General features: G+C 74.6%; 26 protein-coding genes. 12 read left to right on the top strand and 14 right to left on the bottom strand.

The annotated features are described in order from the left end of the window. Positions 1 to 190: 190 nt before the first annotated feature. From NOD94_RS20295 to NOD94_RS20265, 7 genes are all read right to left on the bottom strand, one after another. Positions 191 to 676 carry a hypothetical protein gene (locus NOD94_RS20295; protein WP_281207414.1) on the bottom strand — a complete coding sequence of 162 codons (486 nt, stop codon included), beginning with the start codon at positions 674 to 676 and terminating at the stop codon, positions 191 to 193. A gap of 7 nt (positions 677 to 683) precedes the next feature. After that, positions 684 to 941: a hypothetical protein gene (locus NOD94_RS20290; protein WP_281207413.1), complete on the bottom strand. Its 258-nt coding sequence runs from the start codon at positions 939 to 941 to the stop codon at positions 684 to 686. A gap of 386 nt (positions 942 to 1,327) precedes the next feature. Further along, positions 1,328 to 2,017 (bottom strand): HAD family phosphatase, encoded by a 690-nt coding sequence (locus NOD94_RS20285; protein ID WP_281207412.1) that lies wholly within the window; start codon positions 2,015 to 2,017, stop codon positions 1,328 to 1,330. 46 nt (positions 2,018 to 2,063) lie between these two features. After that, complete coding sequence (locus NOD94_RS20280; RefSeq protein ID WP_281207411.1) at positions 2,064 to 2,543, bottom strand: Lrp/AsnC family transcriptional regulator; 480 nt, start codon at positions 2,541 to 2,543, stop codon at positions 2,064 to 2,066. A 25-nt stretch (positions 2,544 to 2,568) separates the two neighbouring features. Then, a complete protein-coding gene (locus NOD94_RS20275) occupies positions 2,569 to 3,387 on the bottom strand; it encodes a DUF1295 domain-containing protein (RefSeq protein ID WP_281207410.1) in 819 nt (272 codons plus the stop codon). After that, positions 3,384 to 4,130, bottom strand: coding sequence for a DUF1365 domain-containing protein (locus NOD94_RS20270; protein ID WP_281207417.1), 747 nt, complete (start codon positions 4,128 to 4,130; stop codon positions 3,384 to 3,386). The genes NOD94_RS20275 and NOD94_RS20270 overlap by 4 nt, the downstream gene beginning before the upstream one ends. Positions 4,131 to 4,138: 8 nt before the next feature. Continuing rightward, complete coding sequence (locus NOD94_RS20265; protein WP_281207409.1) at positions 4,139 to 5,422, bottom strand: FAD-dependent oxidoreductase; 1,284 nt, start codon at positions 5,420 to 5,422, stop codon at positions 4,139 to 4,141. A 304-nt stretch (positions 5,423 to 5,726) separates the two neighbouring features. Between NOD94_RS20265 and NOD94_RS20260 the strand changes: the two genes are divergently transcribed. From NOD94_RS20260 to NOD94_RS20250, 3 genes are all read left to right on the top strand, one after another. Further along, positions 5,727 to 7,253: an SDR family oxidoreductase gene (locus NOD94_RS20260; protein WP_281207408.1), complete on the top strand. Its 1,527-nt coding sequence runs from the start codon at positions 5,727 to 5,729 to the stop codon at positions 7,251 to 7,253. Positions 7,254 to 7,399: 146 nt separating this feature from the next. Beyond that, positions 7,400 to 8,773 carry a deoxyribodipyrimidine photo-lyase gene (locus NOD94_RS20255; protein WP_281207407.1) on the top strand — a complete coding sequence of 458 codons (1,374 nt, stop codon included), beginning with the start codon at positions 7,400 to 7,402 and terminating at the stop codon, positions 8,771 to 8,773. A 38-nt stretch (positions 8,774 to 8,811) separates the two neighbouring features. Then, positions 8,812 to 9,831 carry a MerR family transcriptional regulator gene (locus tag NOD94_RS20250; protein ID WP_281207406.1) on the top strand — a complete coding sequence of 340 codons (1,020 nt, stop codon included), beginning with the start codon at positions 8,812 to 8,814 and terminating at the stop codon, positions 9,829 to 9,831. Here NOD94_RS20250 and NOD94_RS20245 read toward each other — a convergent pair. Both NOD94_RS20245 and NOD94_RS20240 read right to left on the bottom strand, forming a co-directional pair. Then, entirely contained in the window at positions 9,755 to 10,456 is a 702-nt protein-coding gene (locus NOD94_RS20245) for an RNA polymerase sigma factor (protein WP_281207405.1), read from the bottom strand. The genes NOD94_RS20250 and NOD94_RS20245 overlap by 77 nt on opposite strands. An 85-nt stretch (positions 10,457 to 10,541) precedes the next feature. After that, positions 10,542 to 11,264 (bottom strand): YoaK family protein, encoded by a 723-nt coding sequence (locus tag NOD94_RS20240; RefSeq protein ID WP_281207404.1) that lies wholly within the window; start codon positions 11,262 to 11,264, stop codon positions 10,542 to 10,544. Between the two features lie 67 nt (positions 11,265 to 11,331). Here NOD94_RS20240 and NOD94_RS20235 point away from each other — a divergent pair, with 67 nt between their 5' ends. Continuing rightward, on the top strand, positions 11,332 to 11,925 hold the full coding sequence (locus NOD94_RS20235) for a histidine phosphatase family protein (protein ID WP_281207403.1): 594 nt from the start codon (positions 11,332 to 11,334) through the stop codon (positions 11,923 to 11,925). Positions 11,926 to 11,994: 69 nt separating this feature from the next. Here the strand turns inward: NOD94_RS20235 and NOD94_RS20230 are convergent, their stop codons facing one another. Next, positions 11,995 to 13,332, bottom strand: a complete 1,338-nt coding sequence (locus NOD94_RS20230; protein WP_281207416.1) for a PLP-dependent aminotransferase family protein — start codon at positions 13,330 to 13,332, stop codon at positions 11,995 to 11,997. A gap of 169 nt (positions 13,333 to 13,501) precedes the next feature. On the opposite strand from NOD94_RS20230, the gene NOD94_RS20225 reads away from it, so the two are divergent. The 4 genes from NOD94_RS20225 to NOD94_RS20210 all read left to right on the top strand — a co-directional run bounded on the left by NOD94_RS20225 (position 13,502) and on the right by NOD94_RS20210 (position 17,537). Next, positions 13,502 to 13,954, top strand: coding sequence for a carboxymuconolactone decarboxylase family protein (locus NOD94_RS20225; protein ID WP_281207401.1), 453 nt, complete (start codon positions 13,502 to 13,504; stop codon positions 13,952 to 13,954). Between the two features lie 75 nt (positions 13,955 to 14,029). Continuing rightward, positions 14,030 to 15,559, top strand: coding sequence for an APC family permease (locus tag NOD94_RS20220; protein ID WP_281207400.1), 1,530 nt, complete (start codon positions 14,030 to 14,032; stop codon positions 15,557 to 15,559). A gap of 104 nt (positions 15,560 to 15,663) precedes the next feature. Continuing rightward, positions 15,664 to 16,086: a universal stress protein gene (locus NOD94_RS20215; RefSeq protein WP_281207399.1), complete on the top strand. Its 423-nt coding sequence runs from the start codon at positions 15,664 to 15,666 to the stop codon at positions 16,084 to 16,086. Then, positions 16,086 to 17,537: an MFS transporter gene (locus NOD94_RS20210; protein WP_281207398.1), complete on the top strand. Its 1,452-nt coding sequence runs from the start codon at positions 16,086 to 16,088 to the stop codon at positions 17,535 to 17,537. Before NOD94_RS20215 ends, NOD94_RS20210 begins: the two co-directional genes overlap by 1 nt. Here NOD94_RS20210 and NOD94_RS20205 read toward each other — a convergent pair. Both NOD94_RS20205 and NOD94_RS20200 read right to left on the bottom strand, forming a co-directional pair. Further along, the gene (locus NOD94_RS20205; protein ID WP_281207397.1) at positions 17,491 to 18,297 is read right to left on the bottom strand and encodes a hypothetical protein; all 807 of its coding nucleotides are present in this window, start codon (positions 18,295 to 18,297) and stop codon (positions 17,491 to 17,493) included. The genes NOD94_RS20210 and NOD94_RS20205 overlap by 47 nt on opposite strands. Before the next feature lie 136 nt (positions 18,298 to 18,433). After that, complete coding sequence (locus NOD94_RS20200) at positions 18,434 to 20,062, bottom strand: FAD-dependent monooxygenase (protein ID WP_281207396.1); 1,629 nt, start codon at positions 20,060 to 20,062, stop codon at positions 18,434 to 18,436. Between the two features lie 326 nt (positions 20,063 to 20,388). Between NOD94_RS20200 and NOD94_RS20195 the strand changes: the two genes are divergently transcribed. Continuing rightward, positions 20,389 to 21,882 (top strand): FUSC family protein, encoded by a 1,494-nt coding sequence (locus tag NOD94_RS20195; protein WP_281207415.1) that lies wholly within the window; start codon positions 20,389 to 20,391, stop codon positions 21,880 to 21,882. A gap of 12 nt (positions 21,883 to 21,894) precedes the next feature. On the opposite strand, the gene NOD94_RS20190 is transcribed toward NOD94_RS20195, so the two are convergent. After that, the gene (locus NOD94_RS20190; protein WP_281207395.1) at positions 21,895 to 22,401 is read right to left on the bottom strand and encodes a hypothetical protein; all 507 of its coding nucleotides are present in this window, start codon (positions 22,399 to 22,401) and stop codon (positions 21,895 to 21,897) included. A gap of 178 nt (positions 22,402 to 22,579) precedes the next feature. On the opposite strand from NOD94_RS20190, the gene NOD94_RS20185 reads away from it, so the two are divergent. The 3 genes from NOD94_RS20185 (at position 22,580) to NOD94_RS20175 (ending at position 25,882) form a co-directional block, all read left to right on the top strand. Continuing rightward, positions 22,580 to 23,395, top strand: a complete 816-nt coding sequence (locus tag NOD94_RS20185) for a hypothetical protein (RefSeq protein WP_281207394.1) — start codon at positions 22,580 to 22,582, stop codon at positions 23,393 to 23,395. Between the two features lie 225 nt (positions 23,396 to 23,620). After that, the gene (locus NOD94_RS20180) at positions 23,621 to 24,760 is read left to right on the top strand and encodes a nitric oxide synthase oxygenase (protein WP_281207393.1); all 1,140 of its coding nucleotides are present in this window, start codon (positions 23,621 to 23,623) and stop codon (positions 24,758 to 24,760) included. Between the two features lie 54 nt (positions 24,761 to 24,814). Further along, positions 24,815 to 25,882: a lactonase family protein gene (locus NOD94_RS20175; RefSeq protein ID WP_281207392.1), complete on the top strand. Its 1,068-nt coding sequence runs from the start codon at positions 24,815 to 24,817 to the stop codon at positions 25,880 to 25,882. Between the two features lie 80 nt (positions 25,883 to 25,962). Here NOD94_RS20175 and NOD94_RS20170 read toward each other — a convergent pair whose 3' ends face one another. Beyond that, on the bottom strand, positions 25,963 to 26,892 hold the full coding sequence (locus tag NOD94_RS20170) for a hypothetical protein (protein ID WP_281207391.1): 930 nt from the start codon (positions 26,890 to 26,892) through the stop codon (positions 25,963 to 25,965). Between the last annotated feature and the right edge of the window lie 23 nt (positions 26,893 to 26,915).

Raw genomic sequence — 26,915 nt, 5'->3', positions numbered from 1 at the left:
GCCTCGGATCGCGGCGTTGCGGCCGGTGCCGTCCTCGACCACCGCGACCATCAGCTCCTGCATCCGCAGCGCCGTGGGGGGGGGGGGGGGGGGGGCCGCCCCGCCCCCCCCCCCCCCCCCCCCCCCCCCCCCCGGCGAGGGTGAACGGACGACGGGCCGACGGGGGTGGCGGACCGTCGGGGCGGTGAGGTCAGGCCGAATCCCTGATCCACGCCGCCAGTTGCTCCGGAGTGGTCGACGGGTCCGCCACCAGAGTGGCGAGTTCGTCCTCCCGGAACGTGGCCGTGGTGACGGCCGGGCAGCGGTGGCACGCGTCCACACCCGTCTGCTGCCACCACTGGCACCGGTTGCGGAGGTGGCACCGTGGGACCGCACGGGTGTCCGCGCCGGCCGCGGGCAGGGCCAGGACGCGCTCCACCAGCGCACAGTCGTCGCCCCGCCGGTTGACGCAGGCGGAGACGCAGTGCGAGGCGAAGCGCAGGACCCGGGTCGGCTCGATCCCGTCCGGGAGGGTCGAGAGGACTTCCGGCGCCGGGACCGGGTCGGCGAGGTACACCACCCGGCCGTCGGCCGCCGAACGGACGCCGAGGACGACGGACTCGGGAGCCCCGGCCTCGCCGCTCGGACACCAGGTCGGCGCGGTGGCCGAGGTCTGCTCGCTACCCACGGTGCTCACCGTCCCGTCAGCCTTCGACCGCGTCGTACGAAGCGAGCACCTCACGGCCGACGGGGCCGCCGATGGTGCCCTGGAGCCCCAGGGCCTGCTCGTGCGCCACCGCCTGGGCGAGGTTCTCGTGCAGTTGCTCCACGGACGTGATCCGCGCGCTGCCGGACGAGGTGCCGCCGGCCGCGTTCGCCGCCCCGACCGCGGTGATCGCGATCCCCGCGGCCATCACGACCGCGGCGCCGCCGGCCGCCAGTTTGTTCTTCTTCATCTCCATCGAGCCCTTTCCTGGTCCGGGGCGGCGCGCTGTCCCGCCGCCGAGGCCCGAGACTAGGAGCGGATCGCGGACCGGAGGGGCAGTTCGCGGGGCAGTTCGCCGCCCGCCGGAGTTCGCTCCGCCGCCCGCCCCGCGGCCCGCCCGCCGGTCGTTCAGCGCGCGCGGACCGTCGCCGGGACCGGTCCAACCGGCTGGAGGGTGAGCCCCGGGAACACCTTCGCCGGTTCCGGCCCCGTGTCGAGGTGGAAGCGCTGACCCGGCACCGCCGGCACGAGCGCCGCCTCGGCCGGCGCGAACCGCGCCCCCGGACAGGGGGTCCTGAGAGGCGCGGGTCCCGAGGGGTCCGCGTAACCGCCCGGCCGGGCGTGCGTCGGCCGGCGCCCGCGTCAGGCCGCGTCGCGGGCGGCCCCGTGTGCGGTCAGCCAGTCGTGGGCCGCGTCCGCGCTGAACTGGGCCTGGCCGCCCGCGAAGAGCAGACCCGAGGCCGCGAAGGCCGGGTCGGACGCGGTGTCCGCCACGTACGGGACCGCCACGCAGGCCATGCCGGCCGCGCGGGCGGCCTCGGCGCCGGGCGCCGCGTCCTCGACCACCACGCAGTCGGCGGGAGAGGCGCCGAGCCGGCGGGCCGCCTCCAGGAACACGTCGGGGGCGGGCTTGCCGTGCGCCACTTCCTCGGCGGAGACAACCGTCGTCAGCAGCGCGTCCAATCCGGTACCCACCAGGACGGCGTCGATGGCCTCGCGGGAGGAGCCCGAGGCGACGGCCATCGGGACGCCCCGCGCGTGCAGCAGCTCCACGAACCGGCGCATCTCGGGGAAGGCCTCGGTCCGGGTGCGGGCCAGCTCCAGGTAGGCGGCGTTCTGCTCCGCGAGGAGCTGCTCGACGGGCGCCGGCAGGCCGTAGCGCTCCTTGAGGATCTCCAGCGTCTCCAGGGTGCCGATGCCGATGAAGCGGGAGTGCTGCTCCCACGTGAAATCGGGGACGCCGTGCCGCTCCAGGGTGAGGCGGCCCGATTCGTAGTAGTTCGGTTCGCTGTCCACGAGGGTGCCGTCGAGATCGAATATGACGGAAATCATCCGTTGCGCCCGTCCTGCCGGTCGTGTGCCTGTCCACACCATCCTGTCAGGGTTTGCGCGCTGTCCTGCCCACGGCTTCGACCAGGGGCAGCAGCCGGTGCGCGACCCGTTCGCGCAACGCCACCTCCGTCCGGGTGCGGACCACGCCCGGAAGCCGGATCAGCTGCTGGATCACGTCCTCCAGGTGCGCGTTGTCCCGGGCCGCGACGCGGGTCAGCAGGTCCCCGCCACCCGTGATGGAGAATGCCTCGATGATCTCGGGCACGGCGGCCAGGGCGTCGCCGACCTCGTCCAGATGCCCCTGGGTCACCTCGATGTGCACGAAGGCCAGTACGGGATGCCCGAGCGCGGCGGGGGAGAGCACCGGACCGGTTCCGGTGATCACCCCGGTCCGCTCCAGGCGGTCCATCCGGGCCTGGAGCGTTCCCCGCGCCACCCCGAGGATCCGGGCGTACTCCCGGACGCTGGTGCGCGGCTGCTCGATCAGCAGGCGCAGGATCCGGGTGTCGAGCTCGTCCACGGCCATGCCGCGACTGTACCAATGGCCTGGTTCATCCGGATTGCCCACGGCCCTTCCCGGCCGGTGGCCGGGGAAGGAAGCCGCTGGTCCGCGCCACGTACTCGGCGTATCCCGGTCGCCCCTCCATGTGCCGCTCCAGCAGGCGTTTGCCGCTGCCCGCGATCAGCAGGTACGACATCACCAGCGGGGCGACGACGGACACGGCGGCCGCCTGCACCGACCCGGCCGCGACCAGGAAGATGCCCCACCACACGCAGAAGTCCCCGAAGTAGTTCGGATGCCGGGTCCACGACCACAGGCCCCGGTCCATGATCTTCCCCCGATTCGCCGGATCCGCCTTGAACCGGGCCAGCTGGTGGTCGCCCACCGCCTCGAAGGCGACACCGGTCGCCCACAGCGCCGTCCCCACGACGGCGAGGGCGAGCGCGGGCCCACCCGTTCCGCCGGTCGCGTACGAACCCGCCTGCACCGGCAGCGAGATCAGCCAGACCAGCGCCGCCTGGAGCAGATAGACCTTGCGCAGCGCGTACAGGCTCCGGTTGCCCGGGGCCCTGGCCAGCATCCGCTCGTACCGCGGGTCCTCGCCGTGACCCCGGCCCCGCCACGCGATGTGCGTCGCCAGACGCAGGCCCCAGACCACGGTGAGCACCGTCAGGAGCAGACCGCGCCCGACGCCCCCGCCCGACATCCCGTACGTGGCGAGCGCGACGGCCGCGAAGGCCGCGCCCCACGCCACGTCGACCACCCGGTGCAGCCCCGTGCGGACGCCCACCGCGAAGGCCACGAGCATCACCGCGAGCGCCGCGCCCGCCGACACGGCCAGATTGACCCCGAAAGCGCCCCAGTTCATCGCGTCCCTCCCGCGCCGCCCACCGACATCCCCGCCTGCGGGACGTGCGGCGGCCGCGGCCGCACGGCCGCCCCGCGCAGCAACAGCCGGACCCCGTGGAAGCGGATGCCGACCGCGACGGCCGCCGTCGACCAGGGGTGACGCAGCACGGCGCGCAGCACGCCCCGAACGCCCGCCGGACGGCGACTGCCGCGCACGGTCGCCGTCAGGCCCGCCCCGTCCGCCCCGCCCGCCAGCCGCACGCTCAGCGCGAGCTCCGCTCCCGGCTCGGGCAAGCGCATCCGGTAGTCGCCGTCCATCCCGAGGAAGGGGGAGACGTAGAACTCCTTGGGGATCGCGGCCGTCTCCCGCGCCGCCTCCGGGCCGAGCAGGTAGCAGTGCCGCTCGCCGTACGTGTTGTGCACCTCCGCGACCACGTGCAGGAGCGCGCCGTCCGGGGCGCGGCACCAGTACACGGACAGCGGGTTGAAGACGAAGCCGAGCACCCGGGCGTGCGCCAGCATCGACACCCGTGCCCCCTGCGGCAGCACGACCCCGCGCGCGGCCAGGAAACGGTCCAGCCCCGCACGGATGCTGGGCTCCGAGCCGCCGAAGTGGTCACGGGCGTCGAAGCCGGCCAGCACGCGCACCGGCCACGGCAGCCGCGGCGGCTCCGCCGGGTCCACCAGCCACAGGTAGGTGCGGTGCCGCATTCCGTACGCCGGCCCGCCGGCCCGCACGTGCCGGATGTCCGCCTCGTACAGCGCGGCCCTCACCAGCCCACCCCCAGCGCGGCCGCCGCCTCGACGCCCGAGCGGCAGCCGTCCTCGTGGAACCCCCACCCGTGGTAGGCCCCGGCGAAGGCCGTCACCGGTCCGGACAGCCCGGGCAGCAGGCGCTGCGCCGCGACCGACTCCGGGGTGTAGACCGGATGCTCGTAGACCATCTCGGCCAGGACCAAATCCGGCCGCACCCGCTCGTCGGCCCCCAGCGTGACCACGTACGGCTCCGGCGCGTCCAGCCCCTGGAGGCGGTTCATGTCGTAGCTGACCTGCACCGGCACCTCCTCGTCCGGGCGGCACGCCGACAGCCGGTAGTTCCAGCAGGCCCGGGCGCCCGCCGTGCGCGGCAGCACCGACGCGTCGGTGTGCAGGACGGTCCGGTTGCGGGAGTAACCGAATGCGCCGAGCACCTCGCGCTCGGCGTCCGTCGGATCGGCCAGCATCCGCAGCGCCTGGTCGGCGTGGACGGCGACGACCACCGAGTCGTACCGGGTCCGCGTCCCGTCGGCGGTGGTGACCACCACCCCCTCCGGGGTCCGGGCGAGCTCCCGCACCGCGTCGGCCACCCGTACGGCGCCCGCGCCCAGCTCCTCCCGCACCCGCTCCACGTACCGCGCCGAACCGCCCTCGACCGTGCGCCAGCTCGGCGAGCCCCCCACCGACAGCAGCCCGTGGTGGGCCAGGAAGCGGAACAGGTAGCGGGCCGGGTAGCGCAGCGCGGTGCCCGGGGGACAGGACCACACCGAAGCCACGAGCGGAATCGCGAAGTGGCCGGTGAAGTACGGGCCGAAGCCGCCGCGCTCCAGGAACTCGCCCAGGGTGGGTTCACGGGCCCCCTCGGGCGCGGTCAGCAGCCGCCGGGCCTGCCGGTGGAAGACCGGGACCTGCGCCAGCATCCGCAGGTAGGCGGGCCGCAGCGAACCCCCCGGCCGGGCGAACAGCCCCCGTGGCCCGCGCGCTCCCGCGTACTCCAACCCGCAGCCCTCGCAGTGCACCGACAGGCTCATCGTCGTCGGCCGGGTGGCCACGCCCAGCTCGCGGAAGAGCCGCAGCAGGTACGGGTACGTCCGGTCGTTGTGCACGATGAAACCCGAGTCCACGGACCGGACCTGCCCGTCGGGGCCCTTCACCTCGTGGGTGTGGGCGTGCCCGCCCAACCGGTCGTCGGCCTCGTGGAGCGTCACCTCGTGGCGGCGGGCCAGTACGTACGCCGCAGTCAGCCCCGATACGCCCCCGCCGATCACGGCGGTGCGCGGTCGTCCTCGTTCGGTCATCCCGCTCCCTCCTTCGCCTTCGCCGGTACTTCGGAGCCGGAGGGGGCTCCGGATGTGTCCCGGGCGAAACATCCTGGATGTGCCCGTGCGCGGCGGCCCCCGGAGGTGCCCGGAGCCGGGCCCTCGGACGTGCCCGGAGCCGCCCTCGGACGTGCCCGCTGCGGCACCGCGCATCCGGCGGACCCGCTCCGCCCGAAACCCTTACGGAAGGCGCGGGCGCCGGGTGGGCCGACCGCCCGTCACGACGGGCGCGCCGGCCCGGGACCGGCGACGATGAACCGGCCACGACGGAGGGAAGACGACCATGACCGGATCGCACTGCCTGGTCACCGGGGCCACCGGCTACATCGGCGGCCGCCTGGTGCCCGAACTCCTCGACTCCGGCCACCGCGTCCGCTGCCTGGCCCGTTCCCCGGAACGACTGCGCGACCACCCCTGGGCGGGCCGCGCCGAGGTCGTGCGCGGCGACGTCACCGACGCCGGATCGATCGCGTCGGCCCTGCGGGGCATCGACGTCGCCTACTACCTCGTCCACGCCCTCGGTACCGGGCGTGACTTCGAGGACCGCGACCGCGACGCCGCCCGGATCTTCGCCGAACAGGCCCGCGCCGCCGGAGTCCGCCGCATCGTCTACCTCGGCGGGCTCACCCCCACCGGGATCCCGCCCCGCGACCTCTCCCCGCACCTGCGCTCCCGCGCCGAGGTCGGCGACATCCTCCTGGCCTCCGGGGTGCCCACCACCGTCCTGCGCGCCGCCGTGATCATCGGTTCCGGCTCGGCCTCCTTCGAGATGCTGCGCTACCTCACCGAACGACTGCCCGTCATGGTCACCCCCAGCTGGGTCGGCACCCGCGTCCAGCCCATCGCCGTCCGCGACGTCCTGCGCTACCTCGTCGGGAGCGCCGCGATGCCGCCCGAGGTCAGCCGGACCTTCGACATCGGCGGCCCCGACGTGGTGACGTACGAGGAGATGATGCGCCGCTACGCCACCGTCGCGGAGCTCCCCAAACGGCTCATCCTGCGCGTCCCGATGCTGACCCCGCGGCTGTCCAGCCACTGGATCGGCCTGGTCACCCCGGTACCGAGGGCGCTGGCCCGGCCGCTCGCCGAATCGCTGCGCCACGAGGTGGTCTGCGACGAGCACGACATCGCCGCGTACGTCCCCGACCCGCCCGGCACTCCCATCGGCTTCGACCTGGCCCTCGACCTGGCCCTCAAGAAGGTCCGGGAGGCCGACGTGACCACCCGCTGGTCCTCGGCGTCCCTGCCCGGCGCCCCCAGCGACCCGCTGCCCACCGACCCCGACTGGGCGGGCGGCAGCCTCTACACCGACCGGCGCGAGATCGCCGTCGAGGCCTCGCCCACCGCCCTGTGGAAGGTGGTGGAGGGCATCGGCGGGGACAACGGCTGGTACTCCTTCCCCCTGGCCTGGGCCGTACGGGGCTGGCTGGACCGGCTCGTCGGCGGCGTCGGCATCCGACGCGGCCGACGCGACGCGGCCCGGCTGCGGGTCGGCGACTCCCTCGACTTCTGGCGGGTCGAGGAGATCGAACCCGGCCGCCTGCTCCGCCTGCGCGCGGAGATGCGGCTGCCGGGCCTGGCCTGGCTGGAGATGTACGCGGACCCGGCTCCCGACAAGGAGACCGACCGGCGGACCGACGCGGAAACCGGCGCCGGCCGGCGCACGCTCTACCGCCAACGGGCCCTGTTCCACCCCCACGGCCTGCTCGGACACATGTACTGGTGGAGCGTCTCCCCCTTCCACTCGATCGTCTTCGGCGGCATGGCCCGCAACATCGCCCGCGCCGCCGAACGCCTCGACGAGGGCTGACCCGCCCGATCGGTGGCGGCCCGCCCCGTGCGCGGCCCGGGCCGCCACCGCGCCGGCGCGTCGCACCCCGTGCATCCGGGAAGCCCCCGGCCGCCGAAGAACCGCACGACAAGCCCCACCCCCAGCCCGACGCGGAGCCGAGACCCATGAACATCGCCGTGGTCCTCTACACCTCCGACCTGCGCCTGCACGACCACCCCCCGCTGCGGGCCGCCCTCTCCTCCTGCGACCGGGTCGTCCCCCTCTTCGTCCGCGACCGGGCCATCGAGGCCTCCGGCTTCCCCGCCCCCAACCGGCGGGCCTTCCTCGCCGACTGCCTCGCCGACCTCGACGCCGGACTGCGCGAACGCGGAGGCCGCCTGGTCATCCGCTCCGGGGACGCCGTGGCCGTGGTGTGCGCCCTCGTCCAGGAGGCCGACGCCGACGAAGTGCACATGGCGGCCGGTGTGAGCGCCTACGCCCACGCCCGCGAGGAGCGGCTGCGCACCGCCCTCGAAGCACAGGGCCGGCGGCTCTACGTCCACGACACGGTGGTCACCGCCGTCGCGCCCGGCGCCGTGCTCCCGGCCGGCTCCGACCACTTCGCCGTCTTCACCCCGTACCTGCGCCGCTGGTCGGACCTCCCGCTGCGGGCCCCCGCCCCCGCCCCGCGCGCCGTGCCCGTCCCGCCGGACATCGGATCCGAACCCCTGCCCGTCCGCGGCGACGTCACCGGCACCTCCCCGGGCCTCGCCCGCGGCGGCGAACGCGAGGCCCGCCGGCTGCTGACGCACTGGCTGCGCGCAGGCGTCACCCGCTACGAGGACGTCCACGACGACCTCGCGGGCGACGCCACCTCCCGCCTCTCCCCGCACCTGCACTTCGGCACCCTGTCGGCCGTCGAGGCCGTCCACCGCTCCCGCGCCGCCGAAGGCCCCGGCGCCGAGGCCTTCGTACGCCAGCTGTGCTGGCGCGACTTCCACCACCAGGTCCTCGCGGCCCGCCCCGCCGCCGCCACCGAGGACTACCGGCCCCGCCAGGACCGTTGGCGCACCGGGGCCGCCGCCGAGGAAGAGGTCCTGGCCTGGAAGGAGGGCCGGACCGGCTATCCCGTCGTCGACGCCGCGATGCGCCAGCTGTCCCACGAGGGCTGGATGCACAACAGGGGCCGGTTGCTGGCCGCGAGCTTCCTCGCCAAGACCCTGTACGTGGACTGGCGCACCGGAGCCCGCCATTTCCTGGAGCTGCTCGTCGACGGCGACCTCGCCAACAACCAGCTCAACTGGCAGTGGGTGGCGGGCACGGGCACCGACACCCGGCCCAACCGGGTCCTCAACCCCGTCCGCCAGGGCCTGCGTTACGACCCCGAAGGTCGCTACGTGCACCGCTGGGTGCCCGAACTCGCCGGCCTGGCCGCCCCCCGCGTCCACGAACCGTGGCGGCTGGCCGGCCCGGAAAGGGCCCGGTACGACTACCCGGAGCCGGTGGTGGAGCTCGCCGACGGCCTCGACCGCTTCCGGCGCGGACGGGACGGGGAGTGAGGGCGCCCCGCGCCGGCCCCGCGTCGTATCGTGAGCCGGTGGACCCCCTGCCCCCGCCCCCGGGACCCCCGCAGGACCTTCCCGCCGCGGCCCTCAGCACCGGCGCCGTAGCCCGCCGCCTCGGGGTCTCCCCGACCACGCTCCGCTCCTGGGAGCGCCGCTACGCCATCGGTCCCGCCCGGCGGGAGGACGGTCGCCACCGCCGCTGGACCCCCGAGGACATCGCCCGCCTCGACCTGATGTGCCGCCTCACCGCGCGGGGCGTGCCTCCGTCCGAGGCGGCCCGGGCCGCGCTCGGCGGAGCCCCCGACGCCTCCGCCGGGACCCGGACCGCGGCCGCCACCCCGGGCGGGCGCGGCGCCCTCCCCCTCGGGGAGGTGCGGCCGGAGGGCCGGGGGCTCGCGCGGGCCGCCGTACGGCTGGACGCGCCGGCCGTGGCCGAACTGTTGGACGCCGCCCTGGCGGAGCACGGGCTCGTCACCGCCTGGGAGGACATCATCGCCCCGACCCTGCACGCCGTCGGCCGCAAGTGGGCCTCGGCGGGGGAGCGTTACATCGAGGTCGAGCACCTGCTGTCCTGGCACGTCTCCGCCGCGCTGCACCGGATCAGGCCCGCCCCCGGACGGCCGGGGGCCGCACCGGTGCTGCTCGCGTGCACCCCCGGAGAACTGCACAGCCTGCCGATCGAGGCCCTCGCCGCCGCCCTCGGCGAACGGGGCGTGCCGGTACGGATGTTCGGCGCGGCCCTGCCCGCCGAGGCCCTGCACGACGCGGTGCGGCGTACGGGCCCCCGCGCCGCCGTGCTCTGGGCGCAGTCCCGGACCACCGCCGACCGGGGCCTGGCCCAATCGGTGGCCGGCATCGAATGGGGGCTGCGCGGCGCGCGCGGCCGCTCGACGCTGCTCCTCGCGGGACCGGGATGGGGCGGTACGCCGACCCCGCGGGGCGAGCGGCTGTTCGGGCTGCGGTCGGGCCTGGACGTCATCTCGGCGCTGGCAGCGGGCCCGGCTCCAGCGACCGGCGCAGCAGGTGCAGAGCCCGCCGCATGTGGCTCTTGACCGTGCCCAGCGGAAGCCCCGTGCGGGCGGCGATCTGGGTCTGGCTCAGGTCGGCGTAGAAGGCGAGGCACAGTACGCGCCGCTGCGCCGAGGGCAGTCGGGCCAGCTCGCTCAGGATCAGGACCCGGTCCAACACCTGCTCCGGCTCGGGCCGCCCGGGGTCACCGGGGTACGGGGCCTGCTCGTGGACCGTGACCGTGGCGGCCGCAACCGCCCGGGCCCGCCGGGTCCGCGCCTCCAGCGCGTCGGCGATCTTGTGGCGGGTGATGCCGGTGAGCCAGGCCCCGAGGCCGCCGGGCCCGGGACGGTATCCGCCCCGGCCGCGCCAGGCGGCGAGGAAGACCTGCTGGGTCACGTCCTCGGCCTCGCGCTCGTCGCCGAGCGAACGCCGGGCGAGGGAGTGCACCAGGGGCCGCCAGCGCCGGTACACCTCCTCCATGCAGCGCTCGTCGCCCGCCGCGAATCCGGCGGCGACGGCGGTGTCGGGATCCGCGGTCCGGTCCGCGGTCCGGTCCGCGGTCCTGTCCCCGTCCCCTGCCGGGGACAGGGTGGCGAGGGCCCCCGCGGGGCCGGCGATCCGGGTGCCGTCCCGCAGGCCGGGGTCCATCGGGTGGTGGTCGTCCATGGCCCGAGCCTCGCCAACCCGGCCGCCCCGACCAACTTGCATCGTTTCCGCATCGAATCGGGTGTCGGCTGCGGCGGCGGGGGCCTCAGCGCGTGCCGCCGGTGAGCAGCGAAGGCCGCGCAAGGTGCACCGAGGCCACCACGAACACCACCACGGCGGCGGGCAGGAGCAGCCAGTTCACGGTGCAACCGGCCCGCAACAGCAGGGCTCCCGTCAAGCCGCCCGTGAACATCGCGGCGACCGCCCAGGCCCGCCGCGCCCAAGACCCGGTGCCGTACCCGAGGGCCATGTCGTGGCCGAGGGCGGAGCCGGCGAGGAGGGAGGTCATCGACCGGGTCACCAGGGTCGTCGGCAACCCGGGGACGTTGACCCGCATGCTGGTGACCGTACGCAGCCCCATGGCCACCGCCAGGACGGCGGTGGCGGTGAGGTGCCGGGCGCCCGGATGCCCGTACTGCGGATCCAGGCCCCAGCCGATGCCCGCGGCGGCCAGGATCAGCGTGCCCTCGACCACCAGCCCGGTGACGAACCAGCGCTGCCCCCGGACCTCCACGGCCGCCTCCAGCCGCGCCCCGAACACCGCGCCGACCGCGAAGGACACCAGCGACAGCGCCGATGCCAGGGCCGGCAGGTTCCCCTCGTGCGCCAGCCCGAAGGCGAGGAACAGCACGTTGCCGGTCTGCATCGCCGTGAAGGCCGGGCCCAGGGCCAGCAGACTGGCCGCCTCGATCATGCCGGTCACCCAGGTCAGGACCATCATCAGGACGATCAGCGGAGCGGGTCGGACCGGTCGCGCACCCGTGTTCATGACTGCCGAGGGTGACACGCCGACCCCGGGGCGACCGTCACCGACATGCGGCCGTAAGGTCCGGCACATGAGTGATCTGTTGTTGGTGAGGCACGGGGAGACGGCCTGGAGCGCCGACGGACGGCACACGGGGCTGACGGACGTACCGCTGACGGCGCGCGGGGTCGAGGAGGCCATCTCGTTGGCCCCCTTCTTCCTCGGCGGCAAACCCGCCCTGGTCCTGACCAGCCCGCTGAGCCGAGCCGTGGCCACCGCCCAGCTCGCCGGACTGAGCGACGGCATTCCCGAGCCGGACCTCCACGAGTGGGACTACGGCGGCTACGAGGGCATCACCACCGTGGAGATCCAACGCACCCGACCCCACTGGTCGCTGTGGACCGACGGCGTCCCGGCGGGCGACGCCCACCACCCGGGCGAGAGCGCGGCCCAGGTCGGCGCCCGCGCGGACCGGGTACTGGCGCGGGCCGCCAAGGTCCTGCGGGAGGAACGCGGCGACGTCGTACTGGTGGCCCACGGCCACTTCCTGCGCGTCCTGACCGCCCGCTACCTCGGACTGCCCCCGACGGACGGCCGGCTCTTCCTGCTGCGCACGGGCACGGTCAGCACCCTGTCCACGGAACACGGCCTGCCGGTCATCGCCGGCTGGAACACCAGGGCCTGACGCCGCCCCCGCCGCGGGTCGGGACGGTTCCAGGGACGCCGGTCGGGACACCTCCCGGGACGACGTCGGTCAGGAGACCTCCCGCGACGCCGGTTCCGGCAGCGACAGCAGCAGCGCGTCCACGGCCGCCGGGAAGGCGTGCTCGGGCGGGGTGCCGTAGCCGAGCACGAGTCCGTCGCGCGGCGGCATGGCGCTGTCGGGATGCCGGTACGCCCGCAGCCCGTCCAGGGCCAGGCCCTGCCGGCGGGCCGCGCGCAGGGCCGCCTCCTCGGTGTCCGGCGGCAGTTCCAGGACGGCGTGCAGCCCGGCGGCGATCCCGCCGACCCGCACGTGCGGGGCCTCGGCCGCGAGGCGGGCCGCGAGCAGGTCGCGCCGGCGCCGGTAGACCTGCCGCATCCGCCGCAGGTGGCGGTCGTAGGCACCCGAGGCGATGAACTCGGCCAGGACGAGCTGGTCCGTCACGCCCGCCCACATCTCGCGGGGTCCCTTGACGGCCAGCACCTCGTCCACGAGCCGTCCGGGCAGCACCATCCAGCCCAGGCGCAGCGCGGGCGACAGGCTCTTGCTGACCGAGCCGATGTGGACGACCCGCTCGGGGTCGAGGCCCTGGACGGACCCGACCGGCCGGCGGTCGTAGCGGAACTCCCCGTCGTAGTCGTCCTCGACGACCAGCCCTCCGGTCGCCCGGGCCCAGTCCACCACCTCCGCGCGCCGGGCGGGGTGCAGCGGCCCCCCGGTCGGGAACTGGTGGGCGGGAGTGAGCAGGACGGCCTCCGCGCCGGTCCCGGACAGTTCGCCGACGCGGGCGCCGCCGCCGTCCACGGTGATCGGGAGCGTCGTCAGGCCCGCCCGCGCCAGTACCTCGCGGTGGAACGGGAGCCCGTACGACTCGACGGCCACGGGCCCGGTCAGCACCCGGCCCAGCAGCTCCAGCCCGTGCGCGAACCCCGAGCAGACGACGATCCGTTCGGGTGTGGTCCGAACGCCCCGCACCCGCGCGAGGTACTCCGTGAGCGTGCGGCGCAGTTCGGGCCGGCCGCGCGGGTCGCCGACCCCGAACGCGTCGTGCGGTGCGACGGCGAGCGCCCGCCGGGCGGCGCCGAGCCAAGCCGTACGGGGGAACGCGGACGCGTCGGGGGAGCTGGGCAGCAGGTCGTGGACGGTACGCGGGCGGGACGGGCGGGACGGACCGCCCGGCCCGTCCGGCCGCAGCGGGGCGGCCCGCCGGGCCACCCGGGTGCCGGAACCCTGACGGGCGGCCAACCAGCCCTCCTCGACGAGTTCGGCGTAGGCGCCGGCGACGGTGTTGCGGGCGATGCCCAGATCGGCGGCGAGGGCCCGGTACGGAGGCAGCCCGGTGCCGGGCGCGAGCCGGCCCGAACGGATCGCCTCGCGCAGGGCGTTCATGAGCCGGACCCGCACGCTGCCCCCGCCGGTCAGTTCGAGGTGCAGGTCACTGCCGGTGCCCGGCCCCGGCGCACCGGCCTCTCCGGCCGGACCCTCAGCGGAATTGACCCAAGATCTCTGCATGGAAATGAACCCTACTGGGGGCCGATTTCCCTTCTAGGTTCTTCACATGACAACTTTTCAGGTTCCTGAGCGCATGAACTTCACCGCCGTCGCCCCCAAGGTCTTCAAGGCGGTCCTGGCACTCGATTCCGCCGCCCGCCGGGGGCTGGACCCGGTCCTGCTGGAGCTCGTCCAGATCCGCGCCTCGCAGATCAACCGCTGCGCCTACTGCATCGACCACCACACCACCGACGCCCGCAAGGGCGGCGAGTCGGAGGCGCGGATCCACGCGCTCAGCGCCTGGCACGAGTCGAGCCTGTTCACCGTCGCCGAGCGGGCCGCGCTCGCCCTGACCGAGGAGATCACCCTCCTGCCCGGAGGCGTCTCCGACGCCGTCTACGAAGAGGCCGCCCGGCACTTCGACGAGGAACCGCTCGCCCAGCTGATCGCCCTGATCTGCACCGTGAACGTCTGGAACCGGATGAACGTCAGCACCCGCAAGACCCCCGGAACGGAGTAGGACGCCGGCCCGCGCGTCACGCACCCGGCCCCGGTCCGCCTCGCGCGCCGGGGCCGGGTGCGTGACGATGCGTGTATGGGTGATGGTGACGCCGGTGGACCGGGCGGGGCGATCCAGGACGCGGGTCCCGACGAGAGACTCAAGGCCAACGCGATCGGCTTCCTCGACGCGCTCGTCATCGGCCTGAACTCCACCTCGCCCGCGTACTCGCTGGCTGCCGTCATCGGCCCGATCGTGGCGCTGGTGGGGATCTACGCGCCGGGCGTGATGCTGGCGTCCTTCGTCCCGATGCTGCTGATCGCCGCCGCCTTCTACTACCTCAACAAGGTCGACCAGGACTGCGGGACCACCTTCTCCTGGGTGACCCGGGCCATGGGCCCCTGGGCGGGCTGGCTCGGCGGCTGGGCCATCGCCATGACCGGCGTCCTCGTCATCGGCTCGCTCGCCGACGTGGCCGTGCACTTCGGGCTGCTCGCCGCCGGCCTCGACAGCTGGGCGGCGAACGAGTTCATCCGCCAGTCCCTCGCCGTCCTGGTGATCCTGGTGATGACCGCGATCTGCGTGATCGGCACGGAGATGTCCGCCAAGCTGCAGAACGTGCTGATCCTCGCCCAGGTCTTCTTCCTCCTGGTCTTCGCGGTCGTCGCGCTCTACCGCGTCTACGCCGGCACCAGCAGCCTCGACGGCACCCGCCCCTCCCTCGCCTGGCTCAACCCCTTCGGAGCGGGCGGCGCCGCCCTGACCGGCGGCCTGCTGCTCGGCGTCTTCATCTACTGGGGCTGGGAGTCCGCCGTCAACCTCACCGAGGAGGTGGAGGACTCCGCGACCGCCCCCGGCAAGGCGGGCATCTGGTCGACCGTGGTGCTGCTCGTCACCTACCTGTCCGTCGGCTTCGCCGTCGTCGCCTACGCGGGCACGCGGTTCCTCGCGGAGAACGCCGGCGAGGAGGAGGCCGTCTTCGCGGTCCTCGCCCACGAGGTGCTCGGCGGCTGGGACTGGCTGGTGCTCCTCGCCGTGTCCACCTCCGCGCTCGCCTCCACCCAGACCACGATCATTCCCGCCTCCCGCACAGCGCTGTCCATGGCCCGCAGGCACGCACTGCCGCACCGGCTCGCCCACATCCACCACCGTTTCCGGACCCCGGACGTGAGCACCTGGTGGGTGGCCGGCATCGCCATCGGCTGGTACATCGTCGTCAACCGGATCAGCGAGAACGCGCTCCTGGACTCGTTGACCGCGCTCTCCCTGCTCATCGCCTTCTACTACGCCCTCACGGGCCTGGCCTGCGCCATCTACTACCGGCGCCACCTGCTGGAGAACCTGCACAACTTCGTGCTCATCGGCCTGGGCCCGCTGGTCGGCGCCGGGCTGCTGGCCTGGCTGCTGGTCGAATCCATCGGCGACATGTCCAATCCGGAGAACTCCGCCGGCGGAGTGTCCTGGTTCGGGCTCGGGCCGCCGCTGGTCATCGGGATCGCCATCGCCGTCGTCGGCGTCCTCGTCATGTGCTTCTGGCGGCTGCGGGACGGCACGTTCTGGCTGGAGCGGCGCGGCGTGGCCGACCCCGCCCTCGTCCACGCGGGCAAGCAGGACGCCCGCGAGTAGCCCGCCCGGCAGCGGCCCGCGCCGAGCGGCCCGCCCGGTCGCACGGAGCGCGCCCGGCCGCACCGCACCCCGCAGCCCCGTAAGGAAGGCAGGAGGGACCCCCGATGTCCGTGGTCCTCGGATACGACGAGTCGCCCGGTGCGGAACGAGCCCTGCACGTGGCCCTGGAAGTCGCCACCGCCTTCGGCGAGCCCCTGGTCCTCGTCTACGGCGCGAACGCCCCCGGCGCGACCGGCGAGGAGTACCGCGCGCACCGGGAAGCCGTCCGCCAGGCCGGCCGCAGCGCCCTCGCCCGGGCCGTCGAGGCCGCCGACGAGGCGGGCGTCCCCTCGACCGTGGAGATCGTCGACGACAAGCCGGCCCAGGCCCTGCTCGCGGCCGCCGAACGCCACCGGGCGCGGGTCATCATCGTCGGGAGCTGGGGCGACAGCCCCATGCGCGGCGCCCTGCTCGGCTCCACCCCGCACAAGCTCCTGCACCTCTCGCCGATCCCGGTGCTGTGCGTCCCGACGGAGGGCCTGCCCTGATGGCCGGCCGCGCGGGAGCGGGCCCGAAGCGCGGCCTGTTCTCCCCCCGGGACCGCGCGGTGATCGCCGCGGCGTCCATCTCCATGCTGCTCGTGCAGATGGACTGGTTCGCCCTGAACCTCATGCTCCCCGCCATCGGCCGGGACTTCGACACCCCTTCCACCGACCTCCAGTGGCTGGTCAGCGGCTACATGCTGACCCTGGGCGCCCTGATGATCACCGGCGGGCGCACCGCCGACCTGCTGGGCCGCCGTCGCGTCCTGGTCACCGGCCTGACCGGCTTCGCCGTCGTCTCCGTCGTGTGCGCCGCCGCCCAGAACACCGCCTGGCTCACCGCCGCCCGCGCGGTCCAGGGCTGCACCGCCGCGCTCGTCCTGCCCGTGTCCGTCGCCGTGGTCACCGCCTACTTCCGCGACGACCGCCAGGGCCGCGCCGTGGGCACCGTGCTCGCCTTCAGCGCCGTCGGCACCGCCCTCGGCCCGTTCGTCGGCGGCGTCTTCGCCGAACACCTCAGCTGGCGCGCCGTGTTCCTGCTGAACGTGCCGTTCGCCGCGGCCGCCGCCCTGCTCCTGCTGCGCCACGTCCCCGAGACCCGCGACGAGGACGCCCGCCACGGGCTGGACGTCCCGGGCGTGCTCACCCTCGCGGGCGGCCTCAGCGCGGTCATGATCGGGGTCGACCAGGGCGGGAACTGGGGCTGGGCCGCCCCGCCGACCCTCGCCTTCCTCACCGCCGGGTGCGCCCTGTTGGCGGTGTTCGCCGTCGTCGAGCGGCGCTCCCGCGAACCCCTGCTGGACCTGGCCCTCCTGCGCAACGGGCCCTTCGTCACCGTGACCCTCGCCGGCTCCCTGTCCAACATCGTGTACTGCCTGGTCGCCGTCTTCTCGGCGCTCTACCTCCAACAGGCGCGCGGGCTCTCGCCGCTCGACTCCGGGCTGATCTTCCTCGCCCTGTCCGTCGGGGCCGGTGCCGCCAGCTACTGGTCGGGGCACCTCGCCCTGCGCGTGCGCCCCGAGACGTTGATGGCCGGCGGCATGCTGCTCAGCGGGGTCAGCCTGTTCGTGCTGACCCGGGTCACCTCGCTCGTCGCCTACACCGCCGTCTTCGCCGTCGTCGGGATCGGCGTGGGCCTCGGCTGGGCCCTGACGAACGTGGCCACCCAGTCCTACGTCGAGGCCGGCCGGCTCGCCGCGGCGTCCGGCCTCGTCCTCACCTCACTGGTGCTGCTCGGGGCGGTCGCCGTCGCCGTGGCCTCCACCGTGCTGGAGGCCCTCAGCGGCTCCGCCGCCCGCGCCGCCGCGGACGGCCCCGCCATCGAGTCCGTCCTGCGCGCGGCCGCCCTGCTGTCGGTGCTCGGCGCCGCCGCGCTGGCCGTCGTCGTGCGCCGCAATCCCCGCGACCGGGCTAGCTCGAACCGGCCCCCCGGGAGAACTTCTCCCACTGTGCTGTGACGATCTCCCGCGGCACCCCGCCGAAGTCCTTCGTGTCGATGATGTCCGAGGAGAAGGACAGCGTCACCGGCCCGGAGCGCACCACGGTCAGGTACTGGTACAGGGAGATGGCCTCGTCCTTCACGTCCTGCGTCACGATCCGGTAGGCCAGCGCCTCGTCACCGATCGCGGGCGCCGCGACCGGCTCCACCCGCAGCACCTTCGCGTCGATCACCGCGCGTTCCTCCGTGTAGCCGCCGGCGCACCGCTTCCCCGCCTCGGCGAGCGACTTCAGGGCCGCGCCGGCGGCGTTCGCGTCCCGGTAGGACCGCAGGAGGATGTCCGTGTCGACCTCCAAGGGCTTGCCGGGGAGCCCAGCGGACGCGTACGCCTGGGCCGTGTGGCCCGCCGCGGCGAGCGTGGTCAGCGGCAGGCACACCGCCGGTTCGGCCTCGTAGATCTCGCTGAACGGCTCGTCGAGCAACGGCTCGTCGACCTCGTACGGCCCCGCCTTCGCGCCCGCCGCCAGGACGAGGGCCTTCAGCGCGGCGGCGTCCGGTCCGGGCGGACCGACCGGGGCGGCGCTCGGGCTCGCGTTCGCCGCCGTACCGGTGGGGGAGGCCGCCGCGGACGGCTTGCCGTCGCTCACCGACGCCGCGGATCCGCCGCCGCAGCCCGCCGTGGCCGCCAGCAGCGCCGCACCCGCCGCCCAGGCCGCCGCCGCCCGTGCCCCCCGGCCGTTCCGAGCGTCGCCTCTTCGGCCGTTCCCCACTCCGCGCATGCTTGTGCCGCCCCCGTGATCGTGTGTGAAGCCCCGATTGTGCAGCACGGTCACGACCGGTCCGCCGGCGGTACCCGTTCCGGCCGCGCCCGTCGCCCGGGCCGCTCCGCCGCTCCGGTCGCGCCGCCCGCCCCGGTCAGTCCCGGAAGATCCCGGCCAGGTACGCGGCCACTCCCTCGGCCGTCGGCGGCTCGATCCGGGCCCCGAGGTAGCCGTCGGGGCGCACCACGAACGCCGTCGGCCTCCGGACCCCGTAGAGCCGGCCGAACTCGCCCCGCCCGTCGCGGTAGACGGGCAGGGCGGCGGCCCCGGCGGGCGCGGTCCCGCCCTCGGTGAGGACCGCGTACGCCGCAAGCCGTCCCCGGGGCAGCCCGTCGATCAGCTCGGCGAGCTCGGGGACGCCGGGGTCCTGCGCGCCGTCGGCGTACAGCAGGAGCACGTGCTCGCGCTCCCGGAGCAGGTCGAACAGCCGCAGGGGTTGGGTGGCGACCTCCCCGAGGAGCCCGCCGCAGTCGGGCGCCCGGTCACCGGCCCGCAGCCCGTCGCCGTCCGCCGGGGCGGGCCCGGCGAGCGGGCCGTCGCGGTAGCCGACGAGGAGCTGGGCCTCGCGCATCATCAGCGTCGCGGGGTCCTCCGGGTCGGCCTGGACGCCCTCGGCGGCGTGCCGGACGGTACGGCCGACGACCTCCTCGCCGACCGGCCGGCGCTCGCCGTCGTAGCTGGCCGTCAGCGCGGGGTGGGCGCGGCCCCCGACGGCCGCGGCCAGCTTCCACACCAGGTTCCAGGCGTCCTGGATACCGGTGTTCATGCCCTGCGCCCCGGTCGGAGGATGGATGTGGGCGGCGTCCCCGGCGACGAAGACCCGCCCCTCGCCGTACCGGTCCACGATCCGGTGACTGATCCGGAACACCGACGACCAGCGCATGTTCGTGGCGGTCACCGGCCGCGGTGACAGCCGGTCCAGGACCGCCTGGATGTGGTGGAGCTCCGGGGCGCGACCACCCCCCAACCCGTGCGCCACCCCGTCCCCGCCCTGCGGCGCGGGCCCGGCGACGAGCTCGGGCGGCACGACCATGGACATGCGGTAGCGGCCCGGTCCGGGCAGCGGGATGCACACCAGCACGTCGTCGACGCGGCCCGCGGCGTCACGGTGCATCGACCGCACCCCGTACCCGTACGGCAGGTCCCAACCGACCTCCACGTCCGCGAGCATGTACTCCTCGGGGAAGGCCCCGCCCTCGAAGGCCAGCCCCAGCCCCTTGCGGACCGTGCTGTGCGCCCCGTCGCAGCCCACCATGTACCGGACGCGCAGTTCCTCGTCGCCGTCCGGGCCGGTCAGCCGGGCCGTCACCCCCTCGGCGTCCTGGGTGAAGGACACCAGCTCGGTCTCCCGCTCGATCCGGGTCCCGAAGCGCGCCAGGTGCTCCTCCAGGATCCGCTCCGTCTCGTACTGCGGGAGCGCCGCGAAGCCGTAGGGCACCTCGGGCGGCAGGAACAGGTCGATGCGCTCCCGCTCCTCCCCGTCGACCCAGATCAGCTGCCCCCGCATCGGGACGGCGACGTCGAGCACGTCACGCACCATCCCCATCCGGTCCCAGACCTCCAGGGTGCGCGGCTGGATGCCCACGGCCTTCGCGTACGGCAGCCGCGCCGGCAGCCGGTCCACGATGCGACAGTCCACCCCGCGTCTGCGCAGTTCCGCCGCCGCCGTGAGTCCCACCGGACCCGCGCCCACGACCAGTACGTCCGTCCCGTGAGGGTTCATCCCTCCATGGTCGGCGGAGGACCCTGCTCCGGCCACCGCGGGGACGACCGGGCCGACGGGGGTCCGATGGTCCGAACCCGGCCGAAGATCACGGCGCCGGACCGGGCCAATGGCCCACAGATCGCGGCCTCACTTGAGCCATTGCCCTTCCGGATGGTTATCTGTGGGGTATCCATGTACTTACGGCGCCACGCAGCGCCGGACGGCAACGAGGCCGGTCCGGACCGTGGCGCCTTCGCCGTGCCTCCACGCAGCCCACCACCCCCGGGCCGCGGGCGGACCGGCGTGCTCCATCGCAAGGGGGGCGGCACACCGCCGTGAAGAGGATGTTCGTGGCTCCGGACCCGGGGCGTACCAGACTCAGGAACTCGACCCGCGCCGTCGTCGGCGTGGCGCTCGCCGTCACCGTGGCCGAACTGGCCGGCCTCTCCCTGACCGCCTCCATCACGGGCGGGCTCGCGGCCCTGCTCGCCCTGTTCACCGTCCTCGACGCGAACGTGCGCGCCCAGCGCGTCACCACCGCCCTGCTGCCGGTGGCCGGTTTCCCGGTCCTGGCGCTCGCCACCACCCTCCACGGCGTACCGGCCGCCCGCGACGCGGCCTTCCTGGCCGTCGTCTTCGCCGGGGTGTACGCCCGCCGCTGGGGGCCCCGGGGCCACGCCCTCGGCATCTTCGGCTTCATGATGTTCTTCGTCACCCAGTTCCTGCACGCCGTGCCCGCGCAGCTGCCCGAACTCTTCGCCGCCGTCACGCTGGCGTTGCTGTCCGCGGGCGCCGTGCGGTTCCTGCTGTGGCCCATCGAACGCCGCACCCCACCCGCCGCCGCCCCGCCCGGACTGCCGGGCACCGGCCTGGCCCGTCCCACCACCCGGCAGGCCTTCCAGGCCACCGCCGCCTGCGCCTTCGCCCTGGCCATCGGCCAGGTGCTGTCCGAGGACCGCTGGTACTGGGCCGTCGGCACCGCCTGGTGGATCTTCGTCAACACCGCGTCTCGCGGTGAGACCCTCGTCCGCGGATTCCGTCGGGTGCTCGGCACCGTGATCGGCATCGCCGCCGGGCTGCTGATCGCCGTACCCCTGCACGGAGCACCCGCGCCCACCGCGGCCCTCGTCGCCGTCTGCGTCTTCGGCATCTTCTACACGGCGGCGCCCTCGTACTCCTGGATGATGTTCTTCGTCACCGTCATGGCCGGACTCCTGTACGGGCTCCTCGGCGTGCTGCACCCCGGTCTGCTGCTCCTGCGCTTCGAGGAGACCGCCGTCGGCGCCCTCGGCGCGGCCCTGGCCGTCGTCCTCATCCTTCCGGTGACCACCCACGGCGCCAACGACGCCTGGATCCAGCGCGCCCTGCACTGCGTACGGGCCGCCACCGGCGCGGCCCTGGACCGCCTCGCCGGGGACCCGGCCGCCGATCCCGCCCCGCACGCCGCCGAACTGGAGCTGCTGCTCGCCCGCGTGCGGATGGCGCTCGCGCCCCTCGTCCACCCGCTGAGCCCGCTGCGCGCCCGCAAGGCCCGTGCCCGGCAGGTCCTGGCCCTGCTCGACGACTGCGCCCGCGAGGTGCGCGGCCTCGTGGTGGTCGCCGCCGACCCGCAGGCCTCCCACGACGCCCGGCTGGCCACCGCCTGCTGGCGGGTCGAGGCGGCCGTCGAAGCGCTCACCGCCCCGTCGGGTTCCGCCGGTCCCGCCACGCCCGCCGAGCCGTCCCGGCCCGCCGGGGTCGAACCCGCCCTGGCCCACCTGCACGGGCTGGAGCAGGCCCTGACGGCCCTGGCCACCCCGCTGCGAAGCGACCCGAGGGCCCCGCTCGTCACCGCGTAGCGGTCGCCGGCCTCAGGGGCCGGCCGAGGGGGACGCCGGGCCGGTCGACTCCGTGCCCGGCAGCTTCTTCGAGGTGCCCCCGTCGCACTGGAGACCGACGGAGACCGATGTCGTCGGCTCGCCGGCGACCGGGGCGATCGACGCGGCGTGCGCGGTCCAGTTGGCCTTGCGGAGGCTGCGCCCGCCGGGCAGTGCGGGCGGAACGGTGCGCCAGCCCCGCGCCTTCGCCTTCTCGAACGCGTCCTGCGCGGCGGCGTCGGCGGTGTCCGTCGCGTGCTCGGCGGAAAGGTACTCGTGGCACTCGATCACGAGGTATTCCTGGGGCATCCGCCGCACCTGGATCCCGGCCTCGGCCAGGGCGGACGTCAGGTCGGCGACCGCCGCGTCCGCGGTCATCGGAGGGCCCGAGTACCTCTCCTCCAGGGGGCCGAGGTCCGCGAGCGGGTTCACACAGCCGCTCACCGCCGTCATCGACACCAACGCCAAGGCCACGGCGACCGCTGTCAGTCCCACCCGCATGTGCCACTTCCTCCCCGAGTACCGCAGAAGTCTCGCACGACAAGATCACTACCAGGATCACGGCCCGGATCACGACCGATCGTCCCCGGGGGCTCGGGCGGGACGCGGCCGTCTCGCGCACCCGCGGGGCCGGGGCCAGGCTGGTAGGGGGCGCTCGGACGCGGACGGAGGACGGCCGGTGGACACGGGAGCGAGCGAACCGGCCCGGGCCGCGGCCGGTGGATTCCTGGACAACCCGGTGGTCGGGATGTCCCCCTGGATCGTCTTCGCGCTCCTGGTGGGCCCCGGCCGGTTCGAGATCGCGGTCGCGCTCGCCCTCGGCGTCGCCCTCGTGCTGGTGATCGGTGGCCGGATCGTCCGCCGGGGCAGCTCCTGGAAACTCCTCGAACTCGCCGACGTGATCTTCTTCGCGGTCCTCTCGGTTGTCGGCCTGATGGCGGACGACGGCACCCGCCGCTGGCTGGAGACGTACGCCGGTGAGGTGTCCAACATCGCGCTCGTCGTCGTCGCCTTCGGCTCGATGGCGCTGCGGAACCCCTTCACCCTCCAGTACGCCCGCGAACAGGTCGACCGGGCGCACTGGAACGCCCCGGAGTTCCTGCGCGCCAACTACGTGATCACCGGCGTGTGGGGGCTGGCCTTCCTGGTGTCCGCGCTCGCCGGCGCCTACGGCGATCTGGTGCTGCGCAACCCGAACAACCTCTGGACGGGCTGGATCATCCAGATCGCCGCCATCGTCGCGGCGGTCCGGTTCACGGTCTGGTACCCGAAGGTGGTGCGCGCCCGCGCGCGGGGCCGCGAGCGCGGCCCGCTGTCCCCGGCCGCCCTGTTGTTGCCGGTCGCCGGGGTGCTCGTACCGGCCGGCATCGCCGTCCTGATCTTCGACGGCGACCTCTGGTGGTTGGGCGTCGCCCTGATCGTCGTCGGCGGCGCCCTCACACGGGCCCTGCACCGGAAGGCCTCCGAAGCTCCCACCGATGACGTTCCGGCCTGAGGCGCACGCGGGCGGGCCCGGAGCCCGCGACTCCCGGGCTCGGGCGGATGATACGCCCGTACGGTCCGCCTCCGCAGGCACACGCTCGAAGATCACTCGGAGGGGTGTTCCGGGTGTTCCCGGGCCACTTCGTTGACCTGCCGCGTGTACAAACGGTGAGGGTTGATTGCGCGTTCATCCGGCACGTACACAGTGGATCTGGTCGTACAGGGGGTTACCGCCGGAATGGAAATACTGCAGCGGCAGTCGAGCACCGCCCAGGTCTGGGAGGAAGCCGAGGAGTTCATCCGGCTCTTCCACCGGGAGAATCCGCAGACCGGTGATCCGCGCGTCCGGCTCGCCGCGGTACGGGCCGAGCTGGCGGAGACCGGCACCTACCGGCACACCGCGCAAGAGCTGGTCCACGGTGCCCGCGTGGCCTGGCGCAACAGCAACCGCTGCATAGGCAGGCTCTACTGGAACTCGCTGCGGGTGCGCGACCGGCGGGGGCTGACCGACTCCAAGGAGATCGCCGACGAGTGCTTCGAGCACCTGCGGGAGGCGACCAACCGGGGCCGGGTCCGGCCCACCATCACCGTCTTCGCCCCGGACGCCCCCGACCGGCCGGGCCCGCTGATCTGGAGCGAGCAACTGGTGCGGTACGCCGGGTACGGGGACCACCCGTCCGTCACCGTCGGCGACGCCCGCAACGGCCCCCTCACCGAAGCCCTGTTGGAGCTCGGCTGGGCCGGCGGCCCGGGCACCCCCTTCGACCTGCTGCCGCTGGTGGTGCAGGGCGTCGACGACAAGCCCCGCTGGTTCGACACCCCCGCGGACGCCGTGCTGGAGGTGCCGATCCGCCACCCCGACGAGCGCGACGACTGGTCCGACTGGGGACTGCGCTGGCACGCCGTACCGGCCATCTCCAACATGTGCCTGGAGATCGGCGGCATCCACTACCCGGCCGCCCCCTTCAACGGCTGGTACATGGGTACCGAGATCGGCGCCCGCAACCTCGCCGACACCGACCGGTACAACCTGCTCCCGGCCGTTGCCCGCCGGCTCGGCCTGGACACCTCCACCGACCGCTCGCTGTGGAAGGACCGGGCCCTGGTGGAACTCAACCGCGCGGTACTGGACTCCTTCGACCGGGCCGGGGTCACCATCGCCGACCACCACTCGGAGTCGCGACGGTTCCTCTCCCACCTGGAACGGGAGGAACGCAAGGGGCGGGACGTGGGGGCCGACTGGTCCTGGATCGTCCCGCCGATCTCCGGCTCCGCCACCCCGGTGTTCCACCGCACGTTCGAGGACCGGCCCAGCACCACGGCCTACGTGCACCATTCCGGTGCGCACGACCGGGCCAAGGGGCGGGACTTGGTCTAGACCTTCTGTTACCGTCGGCTCCGAACGGATCCGGAGCGGCGGAGAGGGGCACCAGTGAACGGCGCGGACAGTACGGACCACGGCGGCGGGCACCGGGCCTACATCGGCTCGTTCACCTCGGGGGGCGGCCGCGGCATCACCGTCGCGGCCGTGGATCCGTCGACCGGAGCGCTGACCCCGCTCTCGGTCACCCGGTCCCTCCCGGACCCCTCGTACCTGACGGTCTCCCGGTCAACCGGCATCGTCTACGCGGTGAGCGAGGCCGAGCAGGGCGCGGCGGGCGCCTTCCGGCCCACCGCCGAAGGGCTCGTCCCGGCAGGGCCCGCGGTCGGCGTGGGCGGCTCCGGCCCCACCCACCTCGGCCTGGCCGGAGGTCGCCTGCTCACCGCCAACTACACCTCCGGCAGCGTCAGTAGCCTTCCCGTGGCCGCCGACGGCAGCCTCGCCGGACCGGCCTCGGTGCTCACGCACCGGGGTGCGGGACCCGACGGGGATCGGCAGGAGGCGCCCCACGCGCACCAGGTGCTGCCCGACCCGTCCGGCCGCTGGGTGCTCGGCGTGGACCTCGGCACCGATTCGGTGCGGGTCTGCGCGCTCGACGCGGCCGGCGGGGCGCTGCGCGTGCACTCCGAGACGCGTCTGCGCGCCGGAAGCGGGCCGCGGCACCTCGTCTTCCACCCGACCGAACCCGTGGTCCACGTCCTGCACGAACTGGAGCCGCAGCTGACCGTCTGCCGCTGGAACGCGGCGTCCGGGCGACTGGAACCGGTCTCCGAGGTTCCGGTCGCTTCCGGGGGTACCTCAGGGGCCGTGCGGGCCTATCCGTCGGCGGTCGTCGCCTCGCCGGACGGGCGCTTCTTGTGGGCGGCGGTGCGGGGCGCCGATGTCATAGTCACGTTCTCGCTGGCCGGCGGCGCGGAGAAGCCGCAGCTCACGGGCACCGTCGGGTGCGGCGGCAGCTGGCCGCGCGATCTCGCCGCGGACCCCTCGGGGCGTCACCTGTACGCGGCCAACGAGCGGTCCGGGGACGTCACCTGGTTCGACGTCGACCCGCTGGACGGGCAGCTCCGCCGGGCCGGCTCGGTCGCGGTCCCGGCCGCCACCTGCGTGGCCTTCGGCTGACACCGCGTGCCCGACGTACCCGGGCACGCGAAGGGCCCGCCCCCGGCATCCCGGGGGCGGGCCCTTCGCGGTTTCGGGCCTTACTGCGAGACGGCGCCCAGGGTGATCCCGAGCGCGGCGCTGTACTGGGTGACGGCGAGCTTGCCGAGCGCGGGGTAGGCGCCGAGCACCTCGGCGGCGGCGCAGTCCGCCTCCTTGCAGGCCGAGTCGAGCAGGCCCTCGGCCGCCTCGGGGCCGATCAGGTAGGGGGCCAGCGCGAGCTGCGCCGAACCGGAACCGCGCAGCTCGGCGGCCACGGTCGCCACCGAACCCTCCTGGTCCAGGGCGGCGGCCATGACCGGCACCGCGAGGCGGGCGGCCAGCAGCATCCCGGTGATCCCGGCGGCCTGGACGGCCTCCTCGCCGCCGGTGGTGGCCAGGATGATGCCGTCGGCGGCCGTGGCCACGGTGAACAGGCGCGCCCGGTCGGCGCGGGCGAGGCCGGCCTCGGAGAGGCGCACGTGCAGACCCTCGGCGAGCAGCGGGTGCGGGCCGAGCACGTCGGCCAGCTCGGCGGCGGCCGGCGAGTCCATCAGGGCCTGGCGCACCCGGCGCAGCAGACCGCCGTCGGGACCGGCCAGCAGGGGCACGACCACGGCGTCCGGGCCGGTGGGCGCGGGCACCTCGTGACCGGCGGCGCGGGCGAACTCCGCGCGCGCGGCACGCTCGTGCGCGACGGCGGTCAGTACGCCGGACAGCGAGGGGAACTCGGCGCCCGCGGCGTCCTCGCCGTCGGTGCCCTCCAGGTAACCGATCCGGGCGTCCAGGCCGGGCAGCTCGGAGCGGCCGATGCTGATGATCTCTTCCGCGAGGCCCCGCGAGGCGGCCGAGGGGGCACCGGGCACGGCGAGCACCAGCGCGGGTGCGCCCTCGGGCGCCACCGCGGGCTCGGGCCGGCGGTGCCGTCCGGTCTGGCGGGGTCGCGGCATTCGTACGGGCAGGCCATTTGCGGGCCCAGTGGGGGAGCTCATGGCGCCGCATGCTACTGGTTTAT

It is taken from the genome of Streptomyces sp. Isolate_45 (genome assembly GCF_024721315.2).
Classification (GTDB): domain Bacteria; phylum Actinomycetota; class Actinomycetes; order Streptomycetales; family Streptomycetaceae; genus Streptomyces.
The sequence above is the reverse complement of the archived record's forward strand: the minus strand, read 5'-3'. Positions and strand labels throughout refer to the sequence as shown.